Consider the following 19,075-nt stretch of genomic DNA (forward strand, 5'->3'; position numbering starts at 1 on the left):
TTGACACCAATGGCAAGATGCCCACCCCACAATATTGGATAATTTATTTCTTGGAAGTCCCTAAGGAAAGATTGAGGTTTGAAACCCACGGAGGTGGGTTTTGTCTGTGTAGACGCGGTTTCTAACCGCCCTTTTACTTACTAGTGGTGACTGCTTCGTTTAAAACTAACTTTGGTTCTGGAGTCTCTTCTTCTTCTGGCAAACCGAAAATTGACCTGTACAACTTCACGTACTCCTTAGCAGATTGATACCAACTAAAATCTTCACTCATACCCCGTTTTTGTAGTTCTTGCCATTGCGGTTTGAAACGGAAGCCTTCCCAAGCTCGGATCATACAAGTGAAAAGGTCTAGCGGTTCATAGCGATCGAAGCAATAACCAGTACCGGCAGCATTTTCAGGATCGTGATGTGTTACGGTGTCAACTAATCCACCTGTGCGGCGGACAATGGGTACAGAACCGTAACGCAAAGCCATCATTTGGCTAATACCGCATGGTTCAAAACGGCTTGGCATCAAGAAGGCATCAGTACCAGCGTAGATCCGGCGAGACAGGGCATCGTTATACAGTAAGTAAGTTGCCATGCGTCCGGGGAAGCGGGATGCTAATTGCCACATCTGAGTTTCATAGTAGCGATCGCCTGTCCCTAACAGCACAAACTGGGCATCTGTATAAGATAGGAACCGATCGAGGATTTGCAATATCAAATCAATGCCTTTTTGTTCCACTAATCGGGTAACAATCCCAATAAAAAAGGCTTTGGAATTAACTTCTAATCCTAATTCTTGTTGCAAAGCAATTTTATTGGCTTTGCGTTTATCTAAAGTATCAGCAGTAAAGGTTTGCTCAATATATTTGTCATTTTCTGGGTTATAAACTTCGGTATCAATACCGTTGATAATCCCAGATAATTTACCGCTAATAAAGGACAGCAAACCTTCTAATGTTTCACCGTAAGCAGCTGTCTTGATTTGCTCGGCATAGGTGGGCGAAACTGTATTTACCTTGTTGGCAAATTGTACCGCCGCCGCCATGACGTTGTGTCCTTGCATATACCAGGGACACCAAGTAATTTTTTCTAAATACCAACGCCACGGCCCTTGATAAGCCAGGTTATGGATGGTAAACACTGTGGTGATATCAGGATCTTGGTGCATCCACACGGGAATCATCCCTGTATGCCAATCGTGACAATGGATAATATCTGGTTTCCAGTAATTCCAGGCAAACTCGGCTGCACCATTAGCAAACAATGTGAACCGCCAATCTTCATCATCTCCAGAATAGATGCGGCGCGGCATGAAGGACGGATGTCCAAATAAGTACAAGGGAACATCAGTACCAGGTAGAACACTTTCGTATACTGCAAAGTGCTGGAACATGGCATCTCCCCACCAGATCGGTTCTTGGGGAATTTCCATTTTGTCTGGCAGGAAGCCGTAGTAAGGCAAGAATATCCGCACATCATGCCCCATTTCTCTCAGGACTTTGGGTAATGCCCCGACAACATCACCCATTCCTCCTACTTTCGCAACTGGTGCTGCTTCTGCTGCAACAAATAGAATCCGCATGGTAATTTTTGCTTCCCTGAGTCTATATTGTCAAATTAACTTTCTGAAATCCCGACCAACGCGAATTGTCGCGTCTGGCACATATTTAGTGCAACGGCGATCAATTCTTATCTAATCACATTGGCTTGCCCAATTGCTTAGGAACCGCGCTGAATCACCGCAAAAATTTCTGATAAAATTTCTTGCGCTCCCTGTTGTCGCAACAGTTCTGCTAGTTCTGTGCCTAGTGCTTCGGCGTTGTTGGCCAGTCCGGTGACGGTATCTTTGACGAACTTTTGACCATCTACACTGGCGACTATCCCGGTTAAGGTCAAATTCTCACCAGATATTTCTGTATTTACACCGATAGGTACTTGACATCCGCCCTCTAGAGAACGGAGAAAAGATCGTTCAGCGAGACAGCGATCGCGTGTTTCGATATGTTCAATTGCTTTGAGTAGAGATAGCACTTCACTATCATCAGCACGGCATTCTATCCCCAAAGCTCCTTGTCCAACCGCGTGGAGAGAGATTTCTTTGGGTAAGATTTGATGAACGCGATCGCCCATTCCCAATCTCTCTAATCCTGCTGCTGCCAAAATCAAAGCATCGTATTCACCTGCATCCAGTTTTGCCAACCGTGTAATCAAGTTTCCCCGCACATCCTTAAAAGTAAAGTGAGGGAAATGATGGCGTAACTGTGCTAACCGTCGTAGAGAAGATGTACCAATTACCGCACCTTCTGGCAACGTATCGATTTGTTTATCTTTGTGCTTTTCATGCACCACTAATGCATCAGCTGGGTTTTCTCGTTCAGTAATTGCTGCTAACGTTAACCCTTCTGGTAAGTGAGTCGGCAGATCCTTAAGAGAATGAACTGCAAAGTCAATCTCTTGATTGATCATTCCAACTTCCAGTTCTTTAGTAAAAAGTCCTTTATCGCCAATCTTAGCTAATGCTACATCCAAGATTTTATCGCCTTGGGTAGACATGGTGTGGACTTCAAAAGTGATATCAGGAAAGCTTTTCTGGAGCTGCTCTTGTACCCAGTAGGTTTGAACCAGAGCAAGTTGGCTTTTACGTGAGCCGATCCGAATAGTGCGTGGGGGACTAGAAACAACTGAAGTCATAAAACAATATAATATCGCACGCGATAAATTCACTTTCATCTAGACTACCGTAGTCAGGGACTCATGCGAATTTTGGGTTTTGGATTTGGGATTTTGGATTACAATTCTTTACCAAAAGCTTGTTTGTGAAATCTCAAATAATAGAATTTTTATGCATTGAGGATGTTGCGATCGCTCACAATGGCGATCGCAACACCTTTAAGTTTCAGCTAGTACCCACCAAATTTTGGGAAATAACCAAATGTAGTCAGCAAACTAAACAAGACAATCAGTGCCAGCGTCGAAGCTAATAGCAATAACACCACATCTCTGTCAGAACTGCGTAAGAAGATTTGTAAATTAAAAGGCTCAACCTGCTTTCTCGTCATGGGAAGCGGTAATTTATCGCGATAATCTTCGCCATAACGAGCCATTCTGGCAAAAGGTAATTCCCCTAGAGAGTGTCCTTGTAAAATCCGTCGCCGTTGATAGGGAACTGTATTGTAACCAAAGTTACTCATGTACTCCTCACTATCCACCAAATCGTCGATAAACTTGCGCAGTCCTTTACTAGCTAGGACAATCGACCAGGCTAGTTTTTCGCGTTCATTGTAAACCTCACGACCCAATAAGCGCTGTATGCATATCTGCACAAAGCGGTAATTGTTGTTGCTTTCGTAATTGAGTCGCCGAAATGCATCAGATATAGCTAATCCTCGAATAAAATCCCTGACTGTAATTTGACCAGTTCTGAGTTGGGATTCTAGACAGATTTGGCGGTTGCTATCTAGCATCTGTTGTTCGTGGAAAATCTGGCGATAGGCTGCCTTAATCAAGGCATCCATTTCTAGTGATGATTGCAGATATTCGGCTGTATAAATTCTAGGTTGCTCGTCGCCAAGAATCTCATATCCAGATACACGATGATTTTGAGATGAAGGGGAATAGCTTAACAAAGGAATAGACATATTAGAGCTAGAAATTTGCAGGGATTGGGCATTATATATGAGCCAAAACAGTTCTGTTAGCGAGGCGTTGAGTCAGTTCCGAGTTCTGAAGATTCCCAACTCAGCACTCCTGAAGGGCATTTGTTGCTCTTGTCTCCCTTATCCCCAGTTGTTAGCCCTTTGAGTTGTAATTGCCACAAAATTGACTAGTAGTATGTCAAGTTTAAGTTCGTAGTAAGGACTTCAGTCCTTATTTTCTAAGCACAACAGTGCTTACTACAAACCCTCAAGATTAACTTAGACATTGTACTAGTAGGCTGTAGTGGAACTTTGTCTACCTTTAATAAGTTCTTCAAGCAATTGAGAGGTTAGCTGGATTTACGCATTGATGGGAGCGCAACTGAAAAGATGCCTAAAATTTAATCGAATTGCCTGATAACAATGGCAACTGCTAAAAAATAGACAACGATACAACTCAAATTTCGCTACTAAACAGATAAACTTGCGATCGCTGATTTCACTTTGCTGAAACTACGACTCAAGAACAGTAATTTGCTCACTTACCATAATATAGGAATTTCCTAAAACCTGTCTATATACAATTCTGATGATGGCTTTAAATTTTTCTACCGACTAACCAAACACCCTTCCAGTTGAGTGAGTCTTTTGAAACAGGCGGCTAAAAATAGACTTCTTTGGGAAGGTTTTAAAGATTCTTGCCTTTTCTTGGTGTATGATGCGATCGCACATTCCGCTGAACTTGGTCAATATCTCTAAAAAACTCAGCCCGAAAAGAGAAGTTGAAAATTTCCACGAATGCTAAGAATAATTTGTTATCTTCATTAGTTATCCAAGCTTAGTTATTATACCTTATGAATCGTTCCGCCTGTCTGATCTTCAATCCTGTTGCGGGTCAGGGCGACCCAGATACAGAGCTAGCAGAAATTCGGGCAATATTAGAGCCAGAGATCGATCTAGATATTTATTTTACAACTGAAGAAATTGATGCTGACCAACTGGCATATCAAGCTGTAGAGCGAGGAGTAGATGCAATCATTGCTTCTGGGGGAGATGGTACTCTCTCAATAGCGGCGGCGGCTTTAGTGGGAACTGATATCCCATTTGGAATCATTTCCAGAGGGACAGCGAACGCTTTTGCCACAGCTTTAGGAATTCCTGACACGATCGCAGGTGCGTGTCAAACAATTTTGCAGGGAGCAACCACCCATGTAGACGTAGCTTATTGCAACGATCGCCCAATGGTACTCTTGGCAGGTATTGGCTTTGAAGCTGACACTGTAGAATTGGCAGACCGAGACGCTAAGAATCGCTTTGGGATGATGGCCTATGTTTTGGCAGGAATCCAGCAATTAAGAAGCTTACATAACTTTGATGTTGAAATTGAAACTGAAGATAGGATAATTAAAACTAGTGCCTGTGCAGTAACAGTAGCAAACGCCGCACCTCCCACTTCCGTTTTGGCTCAAGGCCCAGCAGGTCTGGTTTATGATGATGGGTTACTAGATTTAACGATTGTAGCTCCAGCTAACAAGGCAGGAGCGATCGCTGCCACGTTTCATCTCTTTCAAACGGCTTCCACAGGTAACGCCGTAGACCGGGATGATATTGGTTTCCTGCGAGCCAAACAATTTAAAATTACGACTAACCCACCACAAAAAGTTGTTCTAGATGGTGAAATAGTCGGCACAACACCTGTAGAAATTAAGTGTGTACCAGCAGGCTTAAGAATTTTCGTGCCATTAGTAGAAGAAGTTGAGCCGACGGAAAAACTAGAGGGACTCCCTAATCTGATTATTGAGATGAAAGATACGGCGGAAGAATGAGGGTATGGGGCATAAGAGGCAGAGGGGCAGAGGGGCAGAGGGGAAAAATTTAGTGCAACTTCCTCTGCTCCCCTGCTCCCCTGCCCTCATTCTCCTACTCACCCTCAATTGAAAACTCAGGAGTAGGTTGCATTGAAACTTGTATCTGATCCAGCGATCGCTAAGAAAATTCGGAAAATGAATCAGCGGGTACGGTGGCAAGATCCGTTAATTGTGGAACGGGATATCGACCAAACTCGGCTGGTGTTGGAAGATGGTCAAACAGACAATTCTGAGTTCTCATTTTTAGTTGTCGGTGATAGTGGTTCCGGTAGACACAGAGGACACAATCCTCAGCGACAGGTGGCTGAACTTATGCTGCCCCATCACAACGAATCCCGGTTTATGCTGCATATGGGGGATGTAATCTATTTAGTCGGATCGAGTGAATATTACCAGCAAAACTTTATTCAGCCTTATCGAGAGTTTATCTCCGGCATAGAGCATCGCAAACGGATTGCTTATGACCAGATGGTTTTTAAGCTGCCCATTTTCCCAGTGCCGGGAAATCACGATTACTATAACTTGCCGATTTTATTGAGCTTGGCGTCTCTAACAACATTACCCATTCGTCACCTGTTGCGATCGCGGTTAGACCTAGATGTAGGTTTACATGGCTCAGGATGTGGTGACGCTTACGCAAAGGCATTTCTCGACTATCTGAAGGCGTTTCAGCTTCCAGAAGAGTTAGCCAATCACTTAGATCGGCACTACACAGCCAAGACAGATACAGGTCGTTGTCTTTCTTATCAACCTGGGCAATTTACCCGCCTTCCCAATCGCTATTACACTTTTCGTTATGGCGGTATTGATTTCTTCGCTTTGGATTCTAATACCTTTAACGATCCACCACCGCTACCGAAAACAAAAAAAGGTAACGCCGATCGCAAGCTCTTAGAAAAACGCCGTGAAGATTTCGAGCGAGAAAAGCAGGAAATTATTGAAACTTCAGCCAAACTTCGCCCAGAAAATCCGAATGAAGCCGATCAATTAGATGACTTCCATGCCAAGCTGTCACAAATTGAAGAAATTATTGTTGATATCGATAAGCAACTAGCCACTAATAAAACAACGCTGACTGACATTGAACAACTGGATTGGCTCAAGCAAAGATTAATTGAATCTTGGAATAATCCTGAAGTTCGGGGAAGAATAATTTATTTTCATCATCCTCCTTATGTAACTGAGGCGACGAAGTGGGAACAAGCGCAAACTCTAATCGTTCGCGATCGCCTGCGTGGCGTGTTGGATGCGGTAGCTAAAGAAATCGGTTCCTTAAATCAGGGTCGTCCTTTGGTCGATTTGGTATTAAACGGTCACGCCCACTGCCTAGAACACCTGGAAACAATGGATACGGGACACGCTGATTCTCATATCCACTGGATTGTTTGTGGCGGTAGCGGGTTTAGTTTGCGACGCCAGCGAATTGAGGGAGCAGATTTGATGGAGGAGAATAGGTTAGTGGCGCGATCGCATCTCTTCATTGGTCGCAACGGTCAAGGTTCTCAGAAGCGACGACCTTATTCAGGTTTACGTATTGACGTTAAAGGGGATGGACAGCCTAAGTTTATTGTCCGTCCTTTGGTTGCCGAATGGTATCAGCGGCAATGGCATAATCGCGAACTTGAGCCGCTGATTATCTAGTAATACTGCTGTATTAAACCCGTAGAAACCCAAAGCGCTTTGTCTTTTATTTGTTGTAAGTCCCCAATGAGATTGTTTCGACTCGTACTAATTGGAAAAAAGAATGCAACAAATAGACCATTTGTAGAGACGCGATTCATCGCGTCTTTTCATCGCGTCTTTACCCAAGGATGTGTTGCAATCATTAATTGAATTGGTATCACAATAAATGTAGAGACGTAATTATAATATGATGTCCGACTAATTAGTTATATTCTCAAATCTATGCAGAAAGCCTAAAAACCCTGCCGCTCTGGGGTCTTAATGGTAAGTCTTTAAGCAGACACAATATAAAAAATTAGAGACGCAATAACCGCGTCTCTAGAAAACACCTATTTAGCCTTCTTACGTGTAATTGCACCCAGCAAAAGAGTTGTTAATTAAATTACTCCTGGGCCTCTACCGCGGCTGTCACCCTTATCTGTCAACTTGCCTTCCTCGTCCTGATTAATTTCTCCAAGTTCTTCGATACGTTCTTCCGTATCTTCTGCCGCTTGCTGGCGTGCATCACCGGGTTCTTCGTAGTACATTTCTGGTTCAACTGCATAGTTGTTTAACAAACCTTCTTTGTCCACGGTATAGCCGTCAGTGGTGCGGACACTTCCTGAATCGGTTTGATCGTCAGTAGGTGCATCTGCTTCCCGTTCTTCTGTGGGGCGGGTTTTGTAACGATCTCCTTCTCTTTCCATTCTAGCGGCGGTTTCTGCGGGGATAATGCCGCGATCGTATGTATCGACTTCCGCGCGATCGGATGAATCTGTATCTCTCTTAACTGCTTCATTAGCCATAATTTATGTCCTCGTTAAAGAATCTATTAAATAACTTCTAAAACTAGATTAGGTTGTTTTTCATCTCCGAACTACTATCTTGAGAAGTGACTTAAAATTAAAATAATGTTATATTCTCTATCTTTTGATGTATCTAAAAGACTAAGGTTGAGTCCGATTAAATGCTGTGAATTTATAGTTATTGGTAGAGCAAGGGTTTTGCTTGAAGTCAACTTAACATTAAAAGGGCAAGTAGAAACCGCAGCAATACAAGGCTTTACCCAAGTCCGCAGAGCCAGGACTGAGTTTGTGTAGCTGTGAATTCTATTTGCCCGTGTAAATCTTAGTTTAATGGTTAGTAAATTTACTCGCCCACGAATTGGTTTTTCAGTAGTTGAATTTCATCGGCTAATTCTTGGCGAGTTGAAGCCTTCAGTAGATAGCGGAAAACAAACCAACTGGTGTAACTAATTCCAACTAACTCAAAAAGTGGTGATAGTAGCGGAATATCATTGATTGCAGCTAGTGCCGCTAGTACTAGCCTAGCTGTAACAATTGCCGCCAAAATTAAAGCAACGGTTATTAGAGGTTGCTTGTAGTCCTGAAAAAAGTCACTTAAGTATTGGGGCAGTTGCTCTAAAAATTGAGAAATTTGTCTGCTAATTTGTTGCCATTGAGATTCAGGTTCATGTGCTGGTGGTAACTTTGGCAAGTTTGCAGTATCAGCACCTTCAAGTGCTAGCGTACCTTGTGATGAGGAAGTATTGATGGATTCACGTTGCTGTTGTTCGGTTTCCATAGTTTTTATGTTTGGTAACTACAAGACTTTGTATAACTGAACTGAGCATCAATAAATATAGTTATTAAGGTTGTCAGTTGTCAATTATTAGTGGTCAGTTAAATTTGTTACTGACCACTCAGGTTTAGCAGGAGCATTTAAATCTCTTTATGTCTACCTGCTCACTTGGATTTATTAGTTAGTTAGTTGGTGGTGCAACAGTTGCTTTCACAACTACACTAGTGACGCCTTTAATTTCCTTAGCTAATTTTTCAATTTTAGCCAACTCCTGCTGATTGTTGACAGTTCCGCCGACAGTTACAACACCACCGTCTGCGGCATTAACTGTTAGTTGACCTTTGGGGATATTAGCCTCCAATTTGGAGCGAACTTCACTTTCTAAGTCAGCTTTAGCTCTTTTTGTATCGCCACCAGTGGTATTATTGCGCTGTTCGCGGGCGCGAATATCCTCATTTAGTTGTCTTCTACGAACTTCACTTTGTGCATCTTTTTGAGAAGCTTCTGTTGTTTTGGCAGTTGGTGCTTGGGGAGCCTCATTAGGATTATTGGGTGCAGATTCACTTGTTTTAGAAGCGTTATCACAAGCAGCAACACCAAATACTAAAAGGCAACTAATTACGAAGGGGGTTAGCTTTTTCATTGGTTTAATTCTGAATCAGAAAGTGAAATTTTTTGATGTTTACGGCAAAAGTGAGGAGCAAGCTTTGGTAGTCAGGAGCAAAGTTGTCAAATTATTGCTCCTGCAATTTTGTGTGAGTGAAAACTATTTTAGGTTAAAGTACTTCATCACGACGATCGACAATAACTACAGCAGGATCGTTTCTATGAGGCTCTGTTGAGTAATTGGGGCGAATGGGATCGACTACTGCTGCGTCATTATGCGTTACTCGGTCGTAACCTGGACGATATTCACTAATTTCAGTGGCATCATAGATTGCAAATTCTTCAATACCTCGATGTTTGAGAATCGCTTCAGCTTGGTGGATTTCAGCTTCCGTACCATCAAGAATTACCAAGTAGTCACCTCTTTGGAAGCGATCGCTATATACTCGCGCTCTGTCTTCAGGAATTCCCAAGCCAACAAGCGCACCTACAATACTCCCTGCTGCTGCACCGATCGCACCACCAGCTAATGTTGTCGCCAAAGCGGTTGCAACTGCGCCACCTGCAATCACGGGGCCAATTCCCGGAATCGCTAAACTTCCCAGTCCAACTAACAAGCCAGTCAAGCCGCCTAGAACACCGCCTGTAGCAGCTCCAGCTTTTGCACCATCGTCTGCTTTATTACCAGTACCAACGTTTCTATCTACATCTACACCACCGATCCCATGACCGTCTGTATCTTTGGCAATGATGGAGACTTGATTCAACGAAAAACCTGCATCTCGTAATTCTGTAATTGCGACTTCAGCATCTCGACGATGAGAAAATACCCCGATCGCGCGTTTCGCAACACCACTATGACCAGCAGTAGAACTTGGAGTCACATAACCAGTGGTTGCATTTGTTGCATCTGGGTGGTCGTAAATGCCAAACTCTTCCACACCCTGATGATTTAAAATTGCTTCTGCTCTGTGGATTTCTGCATCTGTACCATCGAGAATGACTAAATAGTGTCCTCGTCTAACACGTTCGTCATAAACTTTAGCTCGTTCTTCAGGAATTCCGAGACCAATTAATGCACCAAGTAAACTACCAGCTACTGCACCAATACCAGCGCCAGCGAGAGTTGTAGCTAGGGTAGTTGCTGCGGCTCCAGCCAACATAATTGGCCCGATTCCAGGAATTGCTAAAGTGCCAAGACCGACTAATAAGCCAGCCAATCCGCCCAAAGCACCGCCTGTAGCTGCTCCGACTTTAGCACCTTCGTCGGATTGATCGCCAACGCGATCGCTCACATCTGCACCAGCAATATCGTCTCTGTCCCCATCTTGGGTAATGACAGAAACTCTGTTCATGTCAAAGCCAACTTTTTTTAATTCATGTAGGGCATGTTCAACATCTCGACGATGAGAAAATACACCTACAGCACGTTTATGTACGCCGACTACCATTATTTTTTCTCCTCAACAAAAATCCAATTATTTACTAATTCATAGCTCGTACTAACCCTTATTAATGCATGTTTCTATTTACTTTTCATCAATCGCTTGGGAGAATTTTTACCTCTATCATTAGATATAGGTGTTTTTATCTAAAGGTAGTAACTAAATCTCAGATAGAAAATATATTTTCTTTTCTAAAGTTTTATAACAATTATTCTTTGTTTTGAATTTCTTCAATAAACAATTTCTTCCATAAAGTTGATACCAAAATATGATTTTTTAGCGTTTGCTAGTGTAACTCACCTGCTCCGAACTTGCTATATCGGTAGATACAGTTTTACAAGATTCATTTTGCCTAATAAATTTTATTTAAAAAATATTAACTTAATCATAAATTTTAGTTGATTTATACAACAAGATAAATATTTAATTTATTTTTTTTAATACGACTTTTGGACAACCAACCTATTACTTAAGAAAGTGTCAGTTTATATAAATGATAATTAAGCTGATAAATAAGCCATTTTATAAATGGGTATTTAATTGAGTAAAAGTGAGCAAATCCTATGTTTCAACAAGGTGTTTTAAGTATTTTAGGATGGAATTGGCTATCTTTTGGATTAGCGCCCATAACTTTAGCTCAGGAAGTACTAACTCCAGAAGAAGCGTCAGTTGTTTTTTCTGGACCTAAATTATTGGTGGCGCTGCTAGCTGGTGTTTTGATGGCATTTGCCTTTCAATTATTATTGACAAACTTTTCAGTTGCTGTCGGAATTTCATCTTGGGAAATTGATGCAGATTCTGATGATGAGTCTGAAAGTTTGGGCAAGACAATTCGTAAAGGTCAAGCTAAGGTTGGTGCTTGGGCGTTAATAACCGTTAGCATCGCATTATTTATTGCTTGTTTTTTAGCAGTAAAACTGAGTTTAATCGAAAGCGCCTTTTTAGGAGCAATTATTGGTGTAGTCATTTGGTCTACCTACTTTTCACTAGTAATTTGGTTGGGTTCATCAGCAGTAGGTTCTTTAATTGGTTCTATATCTAATACTGTTACTTCTGGTTTTCAAACTCTGATGGGCACGGCAACTGCTGGCATCGGTGCTAATACTGCAAAAAAACAGTTAATTTCTACTGCTGAAGATATTACAGCCGCAGTCCGGCGGGAATTAACTTCAGGTTTTGATTCTGAAGGTATTAAAAATACCCTCCAAAGTTCTTTAGGTTCTCTGCAATTGCCAAAGCTGGATATCAAAGAAATTCGGAGTCAATTTGACCAACTTCTTAAGGATACAGATTTGCAATCTGTTGCTAATAGCGATCTATTACAAAACGTTAATCGCCAAACATTTGTTGATTTAATCAGCAGCCGTGGCGATTTATCTAAAGAAGATATCAATAGCATTGCCGACCAATTTGAAGGTGCATGGCAACAAGCTTTAAATCGCAAAAATCCCACAGAACAAGTAATTAATTTACTCAAGTCCGCTACTCCTGAAGAACTTAATTCTGAGCAATTGGGTGAGCGACTTCAAGAACTGGTTACAATCGGAGGCGGTAATGGCAATGGTGTAATTAAGCAAGCTATTAGGTATGGCTTAAGTGCAGCTGCACCAGCAGTTCTGGAACGGGTAAACCTTTCTAATATCGATGTGAACAAAATTACAACTCAGTTGCAAAAACTGAAAGAAAAAGTTCAAGATGTCGATGTCGAGCAAGTCACAGAACAATTTAAAAAGTTTAGAGAACAGGCAACTGAGCAAGTATCTGCAAAATTACCCATATCACTGGAAAATGCAATTAAGGCAGATGTAGAAGACTACATATTGCATTCGTTCCCTTGGCACTTTAACCGAATTACCTTAGTAGATGAATTTAAAGAAGTCATCTATGACGTAAATGCAGATCCGACAACTGTGAGACGAGAGTTGGAAGAAATCAATCAAGAATATTTCAGCAACTTGTTGAAGCAGCGTGGTGATATCAGCGAAGCTAGGGTGAAGGAAATTTCCGAACAAATGGAAAGCGATCGCTTGGAAGTTTTAGAAACTGTCAAACAGGCTCAAAGTCGCGAAAAAGGACAAGATTTCCGCAGCCGCATCGAAGATTATCTGCGTTCGACAGGTAAAGACGAACTCAATCCTGAAGGTATTGAACGGGACTTTGGCAAGTTGCTGGACGATCCACAAGCTGGGTTTGAAGATTTAAGTAGCCGCTTCGGGCAATTCGATCGCGATACTTTTGTACAATTGCTCCAACAGCGTCAAGATATCAGCGAAGAGGAAGCTAATAATATTGTTAGTCAACTGGAACGCAACCGCGATAATTTCTTGAATCGTGCAAGAGAATTGCAAGAACAAGCAAAAGCAAAAGCCGATGAACTGCGCCAAAGAGTTGAAGAATATCTGCGGAATACTAATAAAGACGAACTCAATCCCGAAGCGATCAAACGTGAGTTTAGAGTTTTACTAGACGATCCGCAAGCCGGAATTAGCCTATTGACTTCGCGCCTATCCCAATTTAACCGCGATACCTTGGTACAATTGCTCAGTCAGCGTCAAGATTTGAGCGAAGAACAGGTAAACGAAACTCTCGATCAGCTTGAAGCAGTCCGAGATAGTATTTTGCAAGTACCGCAACAAGCGAAAGAACAGTACGAAAAAACGACAAAAGCGATCGCCGAATATCTCCGCAATACCAACTTGGAAGAACTTAATCCAGAAGGTATCAAAGCCGATTTGGAAAAATTACTCGACGATCCTCAAGCTGGAGCCTTAGCACTGCGCGATCGCTTTTCTAATGTCGATCGAGAAACTTTGGTTAAACTCGTGAGTCAACGCGGCGACTTGAGCCAAGAGCAGGTTAATCAGATCGTCGATCGCGCTCAAGATGCCATTGGTGATATTCTGAGAGCGCCACGACGTTTAGCGAAGCGCACCACTCAACAGGCTTTAGATTTTGAAGCCAATCTCGAAGAATATCTGCGTAATACCAACAAAGAAGAACTCAACCCCGAAGGAATCAAACGCGATTTACAATTGCTGTTGTCTTCTCCCCGCGCTGGAATTGGGAGTTTAAGCGATCGCGCCTCAAAATTTGACCGTTCGACAATTGTGGCGCTATTATCCCAGCGTGAGGATATCTCAGAAGAGGAAGCTAACCGAATTGTGGATCAAATTGATTCTGTTCGCAGCTCAATTGTCGAACAATTCCAGCAGATTCAGCAGAGAGTGCAATCATTGCTAGATGGAGTTTTTGCCAAAGTTCGCAACTATCTCAACTCCCTGGATCGTTCGGAACTCAACTATGAAGGGATTAAGCAAGACTTTGCGAAAGTCTTCGACGATCCCCAAGCTGGATTTGAAGCATTGCGCGATCGCCTCAGTGAATTCGATCGTGACACCTTAGTTGCTGTATTGAGTTCTCGTGAAGATATTTCCGAGGCAGATGCTAACCGCATAATTGACCAAATAGAATCGGCGCGGGATGGCGTATTACAACGAGCCGAACGCATCCAGAAAGAAACTCAAAAACGCTTGAAAGCGATTCAAGAGCAAGCTAAAAAGCAAGCCGAAGAAACCAAAAAAACCGTGGCTAATGCTGCGTGGTGGATATTTGGGACAGCGATTACTTCTCTTGCTGCCAGTGCGATCGCAGGTGCGATCGCTGTGACTGGGATAACTTTAGCTGGGTAAAATATCTCCGTCATCAGAAATTTTGAGAAATACAAAGTGGCATTCAGTCTTTATAAATGAATGCCACTTTTTTATTTATCCAAAAATTACCGTGAGATTAAGTCCCGTTAATTACTTATGATTACCGCATCTGTGCAAAAATCGGAAAAGCCTTTTTTCCCCTGAATGATATATCAAAAAACTCTATCTGAAAAAATATTTCATATTTCGTTATAGCAAGAATAATAAAAAAGAGTTAATTATTATTTCTTAAAGATAGAAAAAATTAAGCTTGAGGTAGTATCATACTCTTAACTATTCTGAATCCAGTAAAAACGTCCTAAAACCTATGCAATTCCGTAGGAGATGCTCTGCTTATTTGCTAGTAGATTACTGCTAGAGACTGTGAAGTCATCAGGTACAAGGACATAACATGAGTCTTGGCACAATCTATTTTGATGCCAATATCATCAATAGATCCAGTGTTTCTCAAATCTTTAGACTTAACAGCAAAGACCTAATTAAAACAGGTCTAATTTGTTATATCTTCCCACTCGTTACTTCTCCACTGGGGAAGTAACGAAGTAATTTTTTACCCTCTAAATTCAGGATAAATTCACGATGCCAACCATTAACGGTACTAATCAGCCTGACACTCTTGGTATTCCTTCTTCTATTCTCCCTTATATCATCAATGGATTTGACGGTAACGATACGATTAGGGGCGGCTCTGGCAACGATACGATTAATGGTGGTTCTGGCGACGATAGAATTAACGGCGGAAACGGTAATGATAGCCTTCTGGGCGGATCTGGCAGCGATACGATTGACGGGGGAAGAGGCAACGATATAATTGACGGCGGATCTGGCAACAATACGATTGACGGCGGATTTGACGGTGACGATAAGATTCAAGGTGGAGCGGGTAACGATAGGATTCAAGCCGGATCTGGCAACGACACAATTAACGGCGTATCTGGCAACGATAGGATTGACGGCGGAGCTGGCGACGATACGATTAACGCCGGTTCTGGCAACGATACGATTAACGCTGGTTCTGGCAACGATACGATTAACGCCGGAGTGGGGAACAATATAATTAACGGTGTTTCTGGCAACGATACGATTAATACTGGATCTGGCGACGATACAATTGTCGGCGGATTTGGCAACGATACGATTAACGCTGGTGATGGCAATAATACGATTGATGGTGGATATGACAACGATATAATTAACACCGGATCTGGCAACGATAGGATTCAAGGCGGATCTGGCAACGACACGATTAACAGCGGATCTGGGAACAATAGGATTGACGGCGGAGCTGGCGACGATAAGATTGACGCCGGATCTAACAACGATACGATTAACGGCGGTTCTGGCAACGATACGATTAACGCCGGAGCCGGGAACAATATAATTAGCGGTGTATCTGGTAACGATCGCATTAACACTGGATCTGGTGACGATACAATTGTCGGCGGATTTGGCAACGATACGATTAACGCCGGTGATGGTAACAATACGATTGACGGCGGATCTGACGACGATATCATTAATACTGGATCTGGCAACGATAAGATTGACGGCGGATCTGGCAACGATAAGATTAACGACGGATCTGGCGACGATAGGATTAACGGTGGATCTGGCGACGATAGGATTAACGGTGGATCTGGCAACGACAACCTTGTTGGCGGATCTGGCAATGATACGATTAGCGGTGATTTTGGTAACGGTGGTATCCTCACGGGTGTTAGTGGAACTGATATTCTCACTGGAGGATTGGGTAACGATGTTTTCGATTTTAACTTCGTTTCCGAGAGTCAACCTGGTTTATTACAGGATGCGATCGCTGATTTTGTAGGAAACGGCATCCTTGCAGGGGATCAAATCGATCTATCTACCATCGACGCTAACTTCACTAAAGAAGGCAACCAAGCCTTCACTTTCATCGGAAGTCGTGCATTCTCTGCAATCGGTCAAATTCGTTATTCAGGAGGTATTCTCCAAGGTAGTACTGATGGCGATCTGTCGGCTGAGTTTGAAATTCGGCTTACAAGAGCGCCACAACTATTAGAAAGCGACATTATCCTTTAATTTAATATTATCTGCCTTGAAAATAAGGCAGAATGCAGAATTTTGATAATTAAATAGTCGCAAATAGAGATCGGTTTAGCTTGCCTCTCTGATAGTTTATAGTTATTCAATTGCGCCGCATCTACATCAGAAAATCAGGTAATACAATCGCAATCTTGTAATGATGCCACTTAATTCAAAAGATGTCAGAGAATTTGAGAAGGCATATTGTAACGCAAGGGATGTCGCGATGTCTACGACGGGCTATACCTACGCACTGGTTAACAAGGCTTTTAAGTTATTGACAATTAATTCGTTATACATAACTAGATAAATCACCAAATAAATCTCAAAAAGCAAAACCAACCCTATCTGAACAAAGGTTTCATATTTTGCTTTAGTGAGAGAAATAAAAGAGATTTAATTACTCTTTCTTATAGATAGAAAAAGTTAGGCTTGAAAGTAATACTATAGTTTGTATTATTGTGAATACAATCAAAACGTTCTAAAAGTTATGCACTTCTGGAGGAGGAAGTTTGCTTGGTTCATAGCAGTCTACTAGTTTAACCAGTAAAGATATAAAAAAATCAAATAACTTTTGGCATAATTTTGATTCCAACATCATCAATATGTCCAGTACTTCTCAAATTTTCAAATTTATCAAGTTTAACAGCAAAGACCTGTTCTAATCAGGTGTAGTTCAGTTATCTTTTCCCACTCGTTATTTCTTTATCTTGTTTTATCAGTGTTGCTAAATGACAGAGTGAAATTTAAAAATTAAATCTTTGAAACTGTTTCCTTTACACCTTTGGGAGAAACCAAATTCATCGTCTTAATCAGCAACACCGTTCGTTTTCTGATGGAAAAGTGACGAGGTTAATTTTTACCTTCTCAGTTCAGGAGAAACTTACTAATGGCAATTATCAACAATTTGCTTGACGGTAGCGTCAACAATTCCCCACTTATCTTTGGCTTTGCTGGCAGTTATGTCATTAACGGCGATGCCGGCGGCAATATCCTAAATGGGGGTGCTAGCAGCGATGTCCTTAACGGCAATGGCGGCAATGATACTCTAAATGGGGGCGCTGGCAGCGATGTCCTAAATGGCGGTGCTGGCAACGATATCCTAAATGGCGGTGCTGGCAGTGATGTTCTAAATGGTGGTGCTGGCAACGATATCCTAAATGGCGGTGCTGGCAGTGATGTTCTATATGGGGGTGGGGGTGCTGGCAGTGATGTCCTAAATGGCGGTGCTGGCAACGATACCATAAGTGGGGGTGCTGGCAGTGATATCCTAAATGGCGGTGCTGGCAACGATATTTTCGATTTCAATTTAGTTTCAGATAGTCCTCCTGGTTTGTCACGGGATGTTATCACTGACTTCGTTGGAAACGGTATCTTTGCAGGCGATCAAATCGATCTATCTACCATTGATGCTAACTCCAGTGTAGCGGGCAACCAAGCCTTCACTTTCATCGGGGCTGGCGTATTCTCAGCAGCCCGTCAGGTTCGTTATTCAGGAGGTATTCTTCAAGCTAACACTGATGGGGATCTGTCGGCTGAGTTTGAGATTGGACTGACAGGAGCACCACCAATAGTGGCAAACGACATCATCCTTTAATCTAATAGACCTGCCTTGAAAATAAGGCAGAATGCAAATGCAGTGTTTCGACTACGAATGAAAGTGTGAAATTTAAAAATTCAATATTTGAAACTGTTTCCTTTACACCTTTGGGGGAAACCAAATTCATACTCTTAATCAGCAACACTGTTTTCTGATAGGAAAGTGACGAGGTTATTTTTTACCCACTAAGTTCAGGAGAACCTTACTAATGGCAATTATCAACGGTACCAATTTTAATGACAACAATACCATCAACGGTTCCCCATTTATCTTTCGCCCTGCCCTAAATGGGGGTGCTGGCAGCGATATCCTTAACGGGAATGCCGGCGACGATATCTTAAATGGGGGTGCTGGCAGCGATATCCTTAACGGGAATGCCGGCGACGATAGCCTAAATGGGGGTGCTGGCAGCGATATCCTCAACGGCAATCTCGGCAGCGATACCCTTAACGGGAATGCCGGCGACGATAGCCTAAATGGGGGTGCTGGCAGCGATATCCTCACTGGCGGGGCTGGCAACGATAGCCTAAATGGGGGTGCTGGCAACGATATCCTCACTGGCGGTGCTGGGACTGATTCTCTTACTGGCGGTGCTGGCAACGATATTTTCGATTTCAATTTAGTTTCAGATAGTCCTCCTGGTTTGTCACGGGATGTTATCACTGACTTCGTTGGAAACGGTATCTTTGCAGGCGATCAAATCGATCTATCTACCATTGATGCTAACTCCAGTGTAGCGGGCAACCAAGCCTTCACTTTCATCGGGGCTGGCGTATTCTCAGCAGCCCGTCAGGTTCGTTATTCAGGAGGTATTCTTCAAGCTAACACTGATGGGGATCTGTCGGCTGAGTTTGAGATTGGACTGACAGGAGCACCACCAATAGTGGCAAACGACATCATCCTTTAATCTAATAGA

13 protein-coding genes and 1 pseudogene are annotated in these 19,075 nt (G+C 42.5%); 6 read left to right on the forward strand and 8 right to left on the reverse strand.

The features are described 5' to 3' along the window. Positions 1 to 133: 133 nt before the first annotated feature. The 4 genes and pseudogenes from glgA to ACM0OX_RS19370 all read right to left on the reverse strand — a co-directional run. Entirely contained in the window at positions 134 to 1,570 is a 1,437-nt protein-coding gene (gene glgA / locus ACM0OX_RS19355) for a glycogen synthase GlgA (protein WP_414516672.1), read from the reverse strand. A gap of 137 nt (positions 1,571 to 1,707) precedes the next feature. Continuing rightward, the gene (gene hemC / locus ACM0OX_RS19360; protein ID WP_414516673.1) at positions 1,708 to 2,679 is read right to left on the reverse strand and encodes a hydroxymethylbilane synthase; all 972 of its coding nucleotides are present in this window, start codon (positions 2,677 to 2,679) and stop codon (positions 1,708 to 1,710) included. 209 nt (positions 2,680 to 2,888) lie between these two features. Continuing rightward, complete coding sequence (locus tag ACM0OX_RS19365; RefSeq protein ID WP_414516674.1) at positions 2,889 to 3,626, reverse strand: phycobilisome rod-core linker polypeptide; 738 nt, start codon at positions 3,624 to 3,626, stop codon at positions 2,889 to 2,891. 357 nt (positions 3,627 to 3,983) lie between these two features. After that, positions 3,984 to 4,124 (reverse strand): annotated as a pseudogene (locus tag ACM0OX_RS19370) (photosystem I reaction center subunit XII); the annotation flags it as partial. Positions 4,125 to 4,477: 353 nt separating this feature from the next. Between ACM0OX_RS19370 and ACM0OX_RS19375 the strand changes: the two are divergent. Together ACM0OX_RS19375 and ACM0OX_RS19380 are read left to right on the forward strand one after the other, a co-directional pair. Then, positions 4,478 to 5,449 (forward strand): YegS/Rv2252/BmrU family lipid kinase, encoded by a 972-nt coding sequence (locus ACM0OX_RS19375; RefSeq protein WP_414516675.1) that lies wholly within the window; start codon positions 4,478 to 4,480, stop codon positions 5,447 to 5,449. Between the two features lie 132 nt (positions 5,450 to 5,581). Continuing rightward, positions 5,582 to 7,132, forward strand: a complete 1,551-nt coding sequence (locus ACM0OX_RS19380) for a metallophosphoesterase family protein (RefSeq protein ID WP_414516676.1) — start codon at positions 5,582 to 5,584, stop codon at positions 7,130 to 7,132. 419 nt (positions 7,133 to 7,551) lie between these two features. On the opposite strand, the gene ACM0OX_RS19385 is transcribed toward ACM0OX_RS19380, so the two are convergent. The 4 genes from ACM0OX_RS19385 to ACM0OX_RS19400 all read right to left on the reverse strand — a co-directional run bounded on the left by ACM0OX_RS19385 (position 7,552) and on the right by ACM0OX_RS19400 (position 10,791). Continuing rightward, a complete protein-coding gene (locus ACM0OX_RS19385; RefSeq protein WP_414516677.1) occupies positions 7,552 to 7,959 on the reverse strand; it encodes a hypothetical protein in 408 nt (135 codons plus the stop codon). Positions 7,960 to 8,302: 343 nt separating this feature from the next. After that, positions 8,303 to 8,737: a CAAD domain-containing protein gene (locus ACM0OX_RS19390; protein WP_414516678.1), complete on the reverse strand. Its 435-nt coding sequence runs from the start codon at positions 8,735 to 8,737 to the stop codon at positions 8,303 to 8,305. A gap of 178 nt (positions 8,738 to 8,915) precedes the next feature. Then, a complete protein-coding gene (locus ACM0OX_RS19395; protein WP_414516679.1) occupies positions 8,916 to 9,377 on the reverse strand; it encodes a BON domain-containing protein in 462 nt (153 codons plus the stop codon). 133 nt (positions 9,378 to 9,510) lie between these two features. Then, positions 9,511 to 10,791 (reverse strand): general stress protein, encoded by a 1,281-nt coding sequence (locus ACM0OX_RS19400; protein ID WP_414516680.1) that lies wholly within the window; start codon positions 10,789 to 10,791, stop codon positions 9,511 to 9,513. Between the two features lie 557 nt (positions 10,792 to 11,348). Between ACM0OX_RS19400 and ACM0OX_RS19405 the strand changes: the two genes are divergently transcribed. The 4 genes from ACM0OX_RS19405 (at position 11,349) to ACM0OX_RS19420 (ending at position 19,066) form a co-directional block, all read left to right on the forward strand. Further along, entirely contained in the window at positions 11,349 to 14,474 is a 3,126-nt protein-coding gene (locus ACM0OX_RS19405; protein WP_414516681.1) for an MFS transporter, read from the forward strand. 600 nt (positions 14,475 to 15,074) lie between these two features. Beyond that, positions 15,075 to 16,556 (forward strand): calcium-binding protein, encoded by a 1,482-nt coding sequence (locus ACM0OX_RS19410; RefSeq protein WP_414516682.1) that lies wholly within the window; start codon positions 15,075 to 15,077, stop codon positions 16,554 to 16,556. A gap of 892 nt (positions 16,557 to 17,448) precedes the next feature. Further along, the gene (locus ACM0OX_RS19415; protein ID WP_414516683.1) at positions 17,449 to 18,156 is read left to right on the forward strand and encodes a calcium-binding protein; all 708 of its coding nucleotides are present in this window, start codon (positions 17,449 to 17,451) and stop codon (positions 18,154 to 18,156) included. Between the two features lie 211 nt (positions 18,157 to 18,367). Beyond that, positions 18,368 to 19,066 (forward strand): calcium-binding protein, encoded by a 699-nt coding sequence (locus tag ACM0OX_RS19420; protein ID WP_414516684.1) that lies wholly within the window; start codon positions 18,368 to 18,370, stop codon positions 19,064 to 19,066. Positions 19,067 to 19,075 lie beyond the last annotated feature (9 nt).

Origin of the sequence: Nostoc sp. PCC 9305, assembly GCF_963920915.1 — a bacterium.
Classification (GTDB): Bacteria; Cyanobacteriota; Cyanobacteriia; order Cyanobacteriales; family Nostocaceae; genus Nostoc.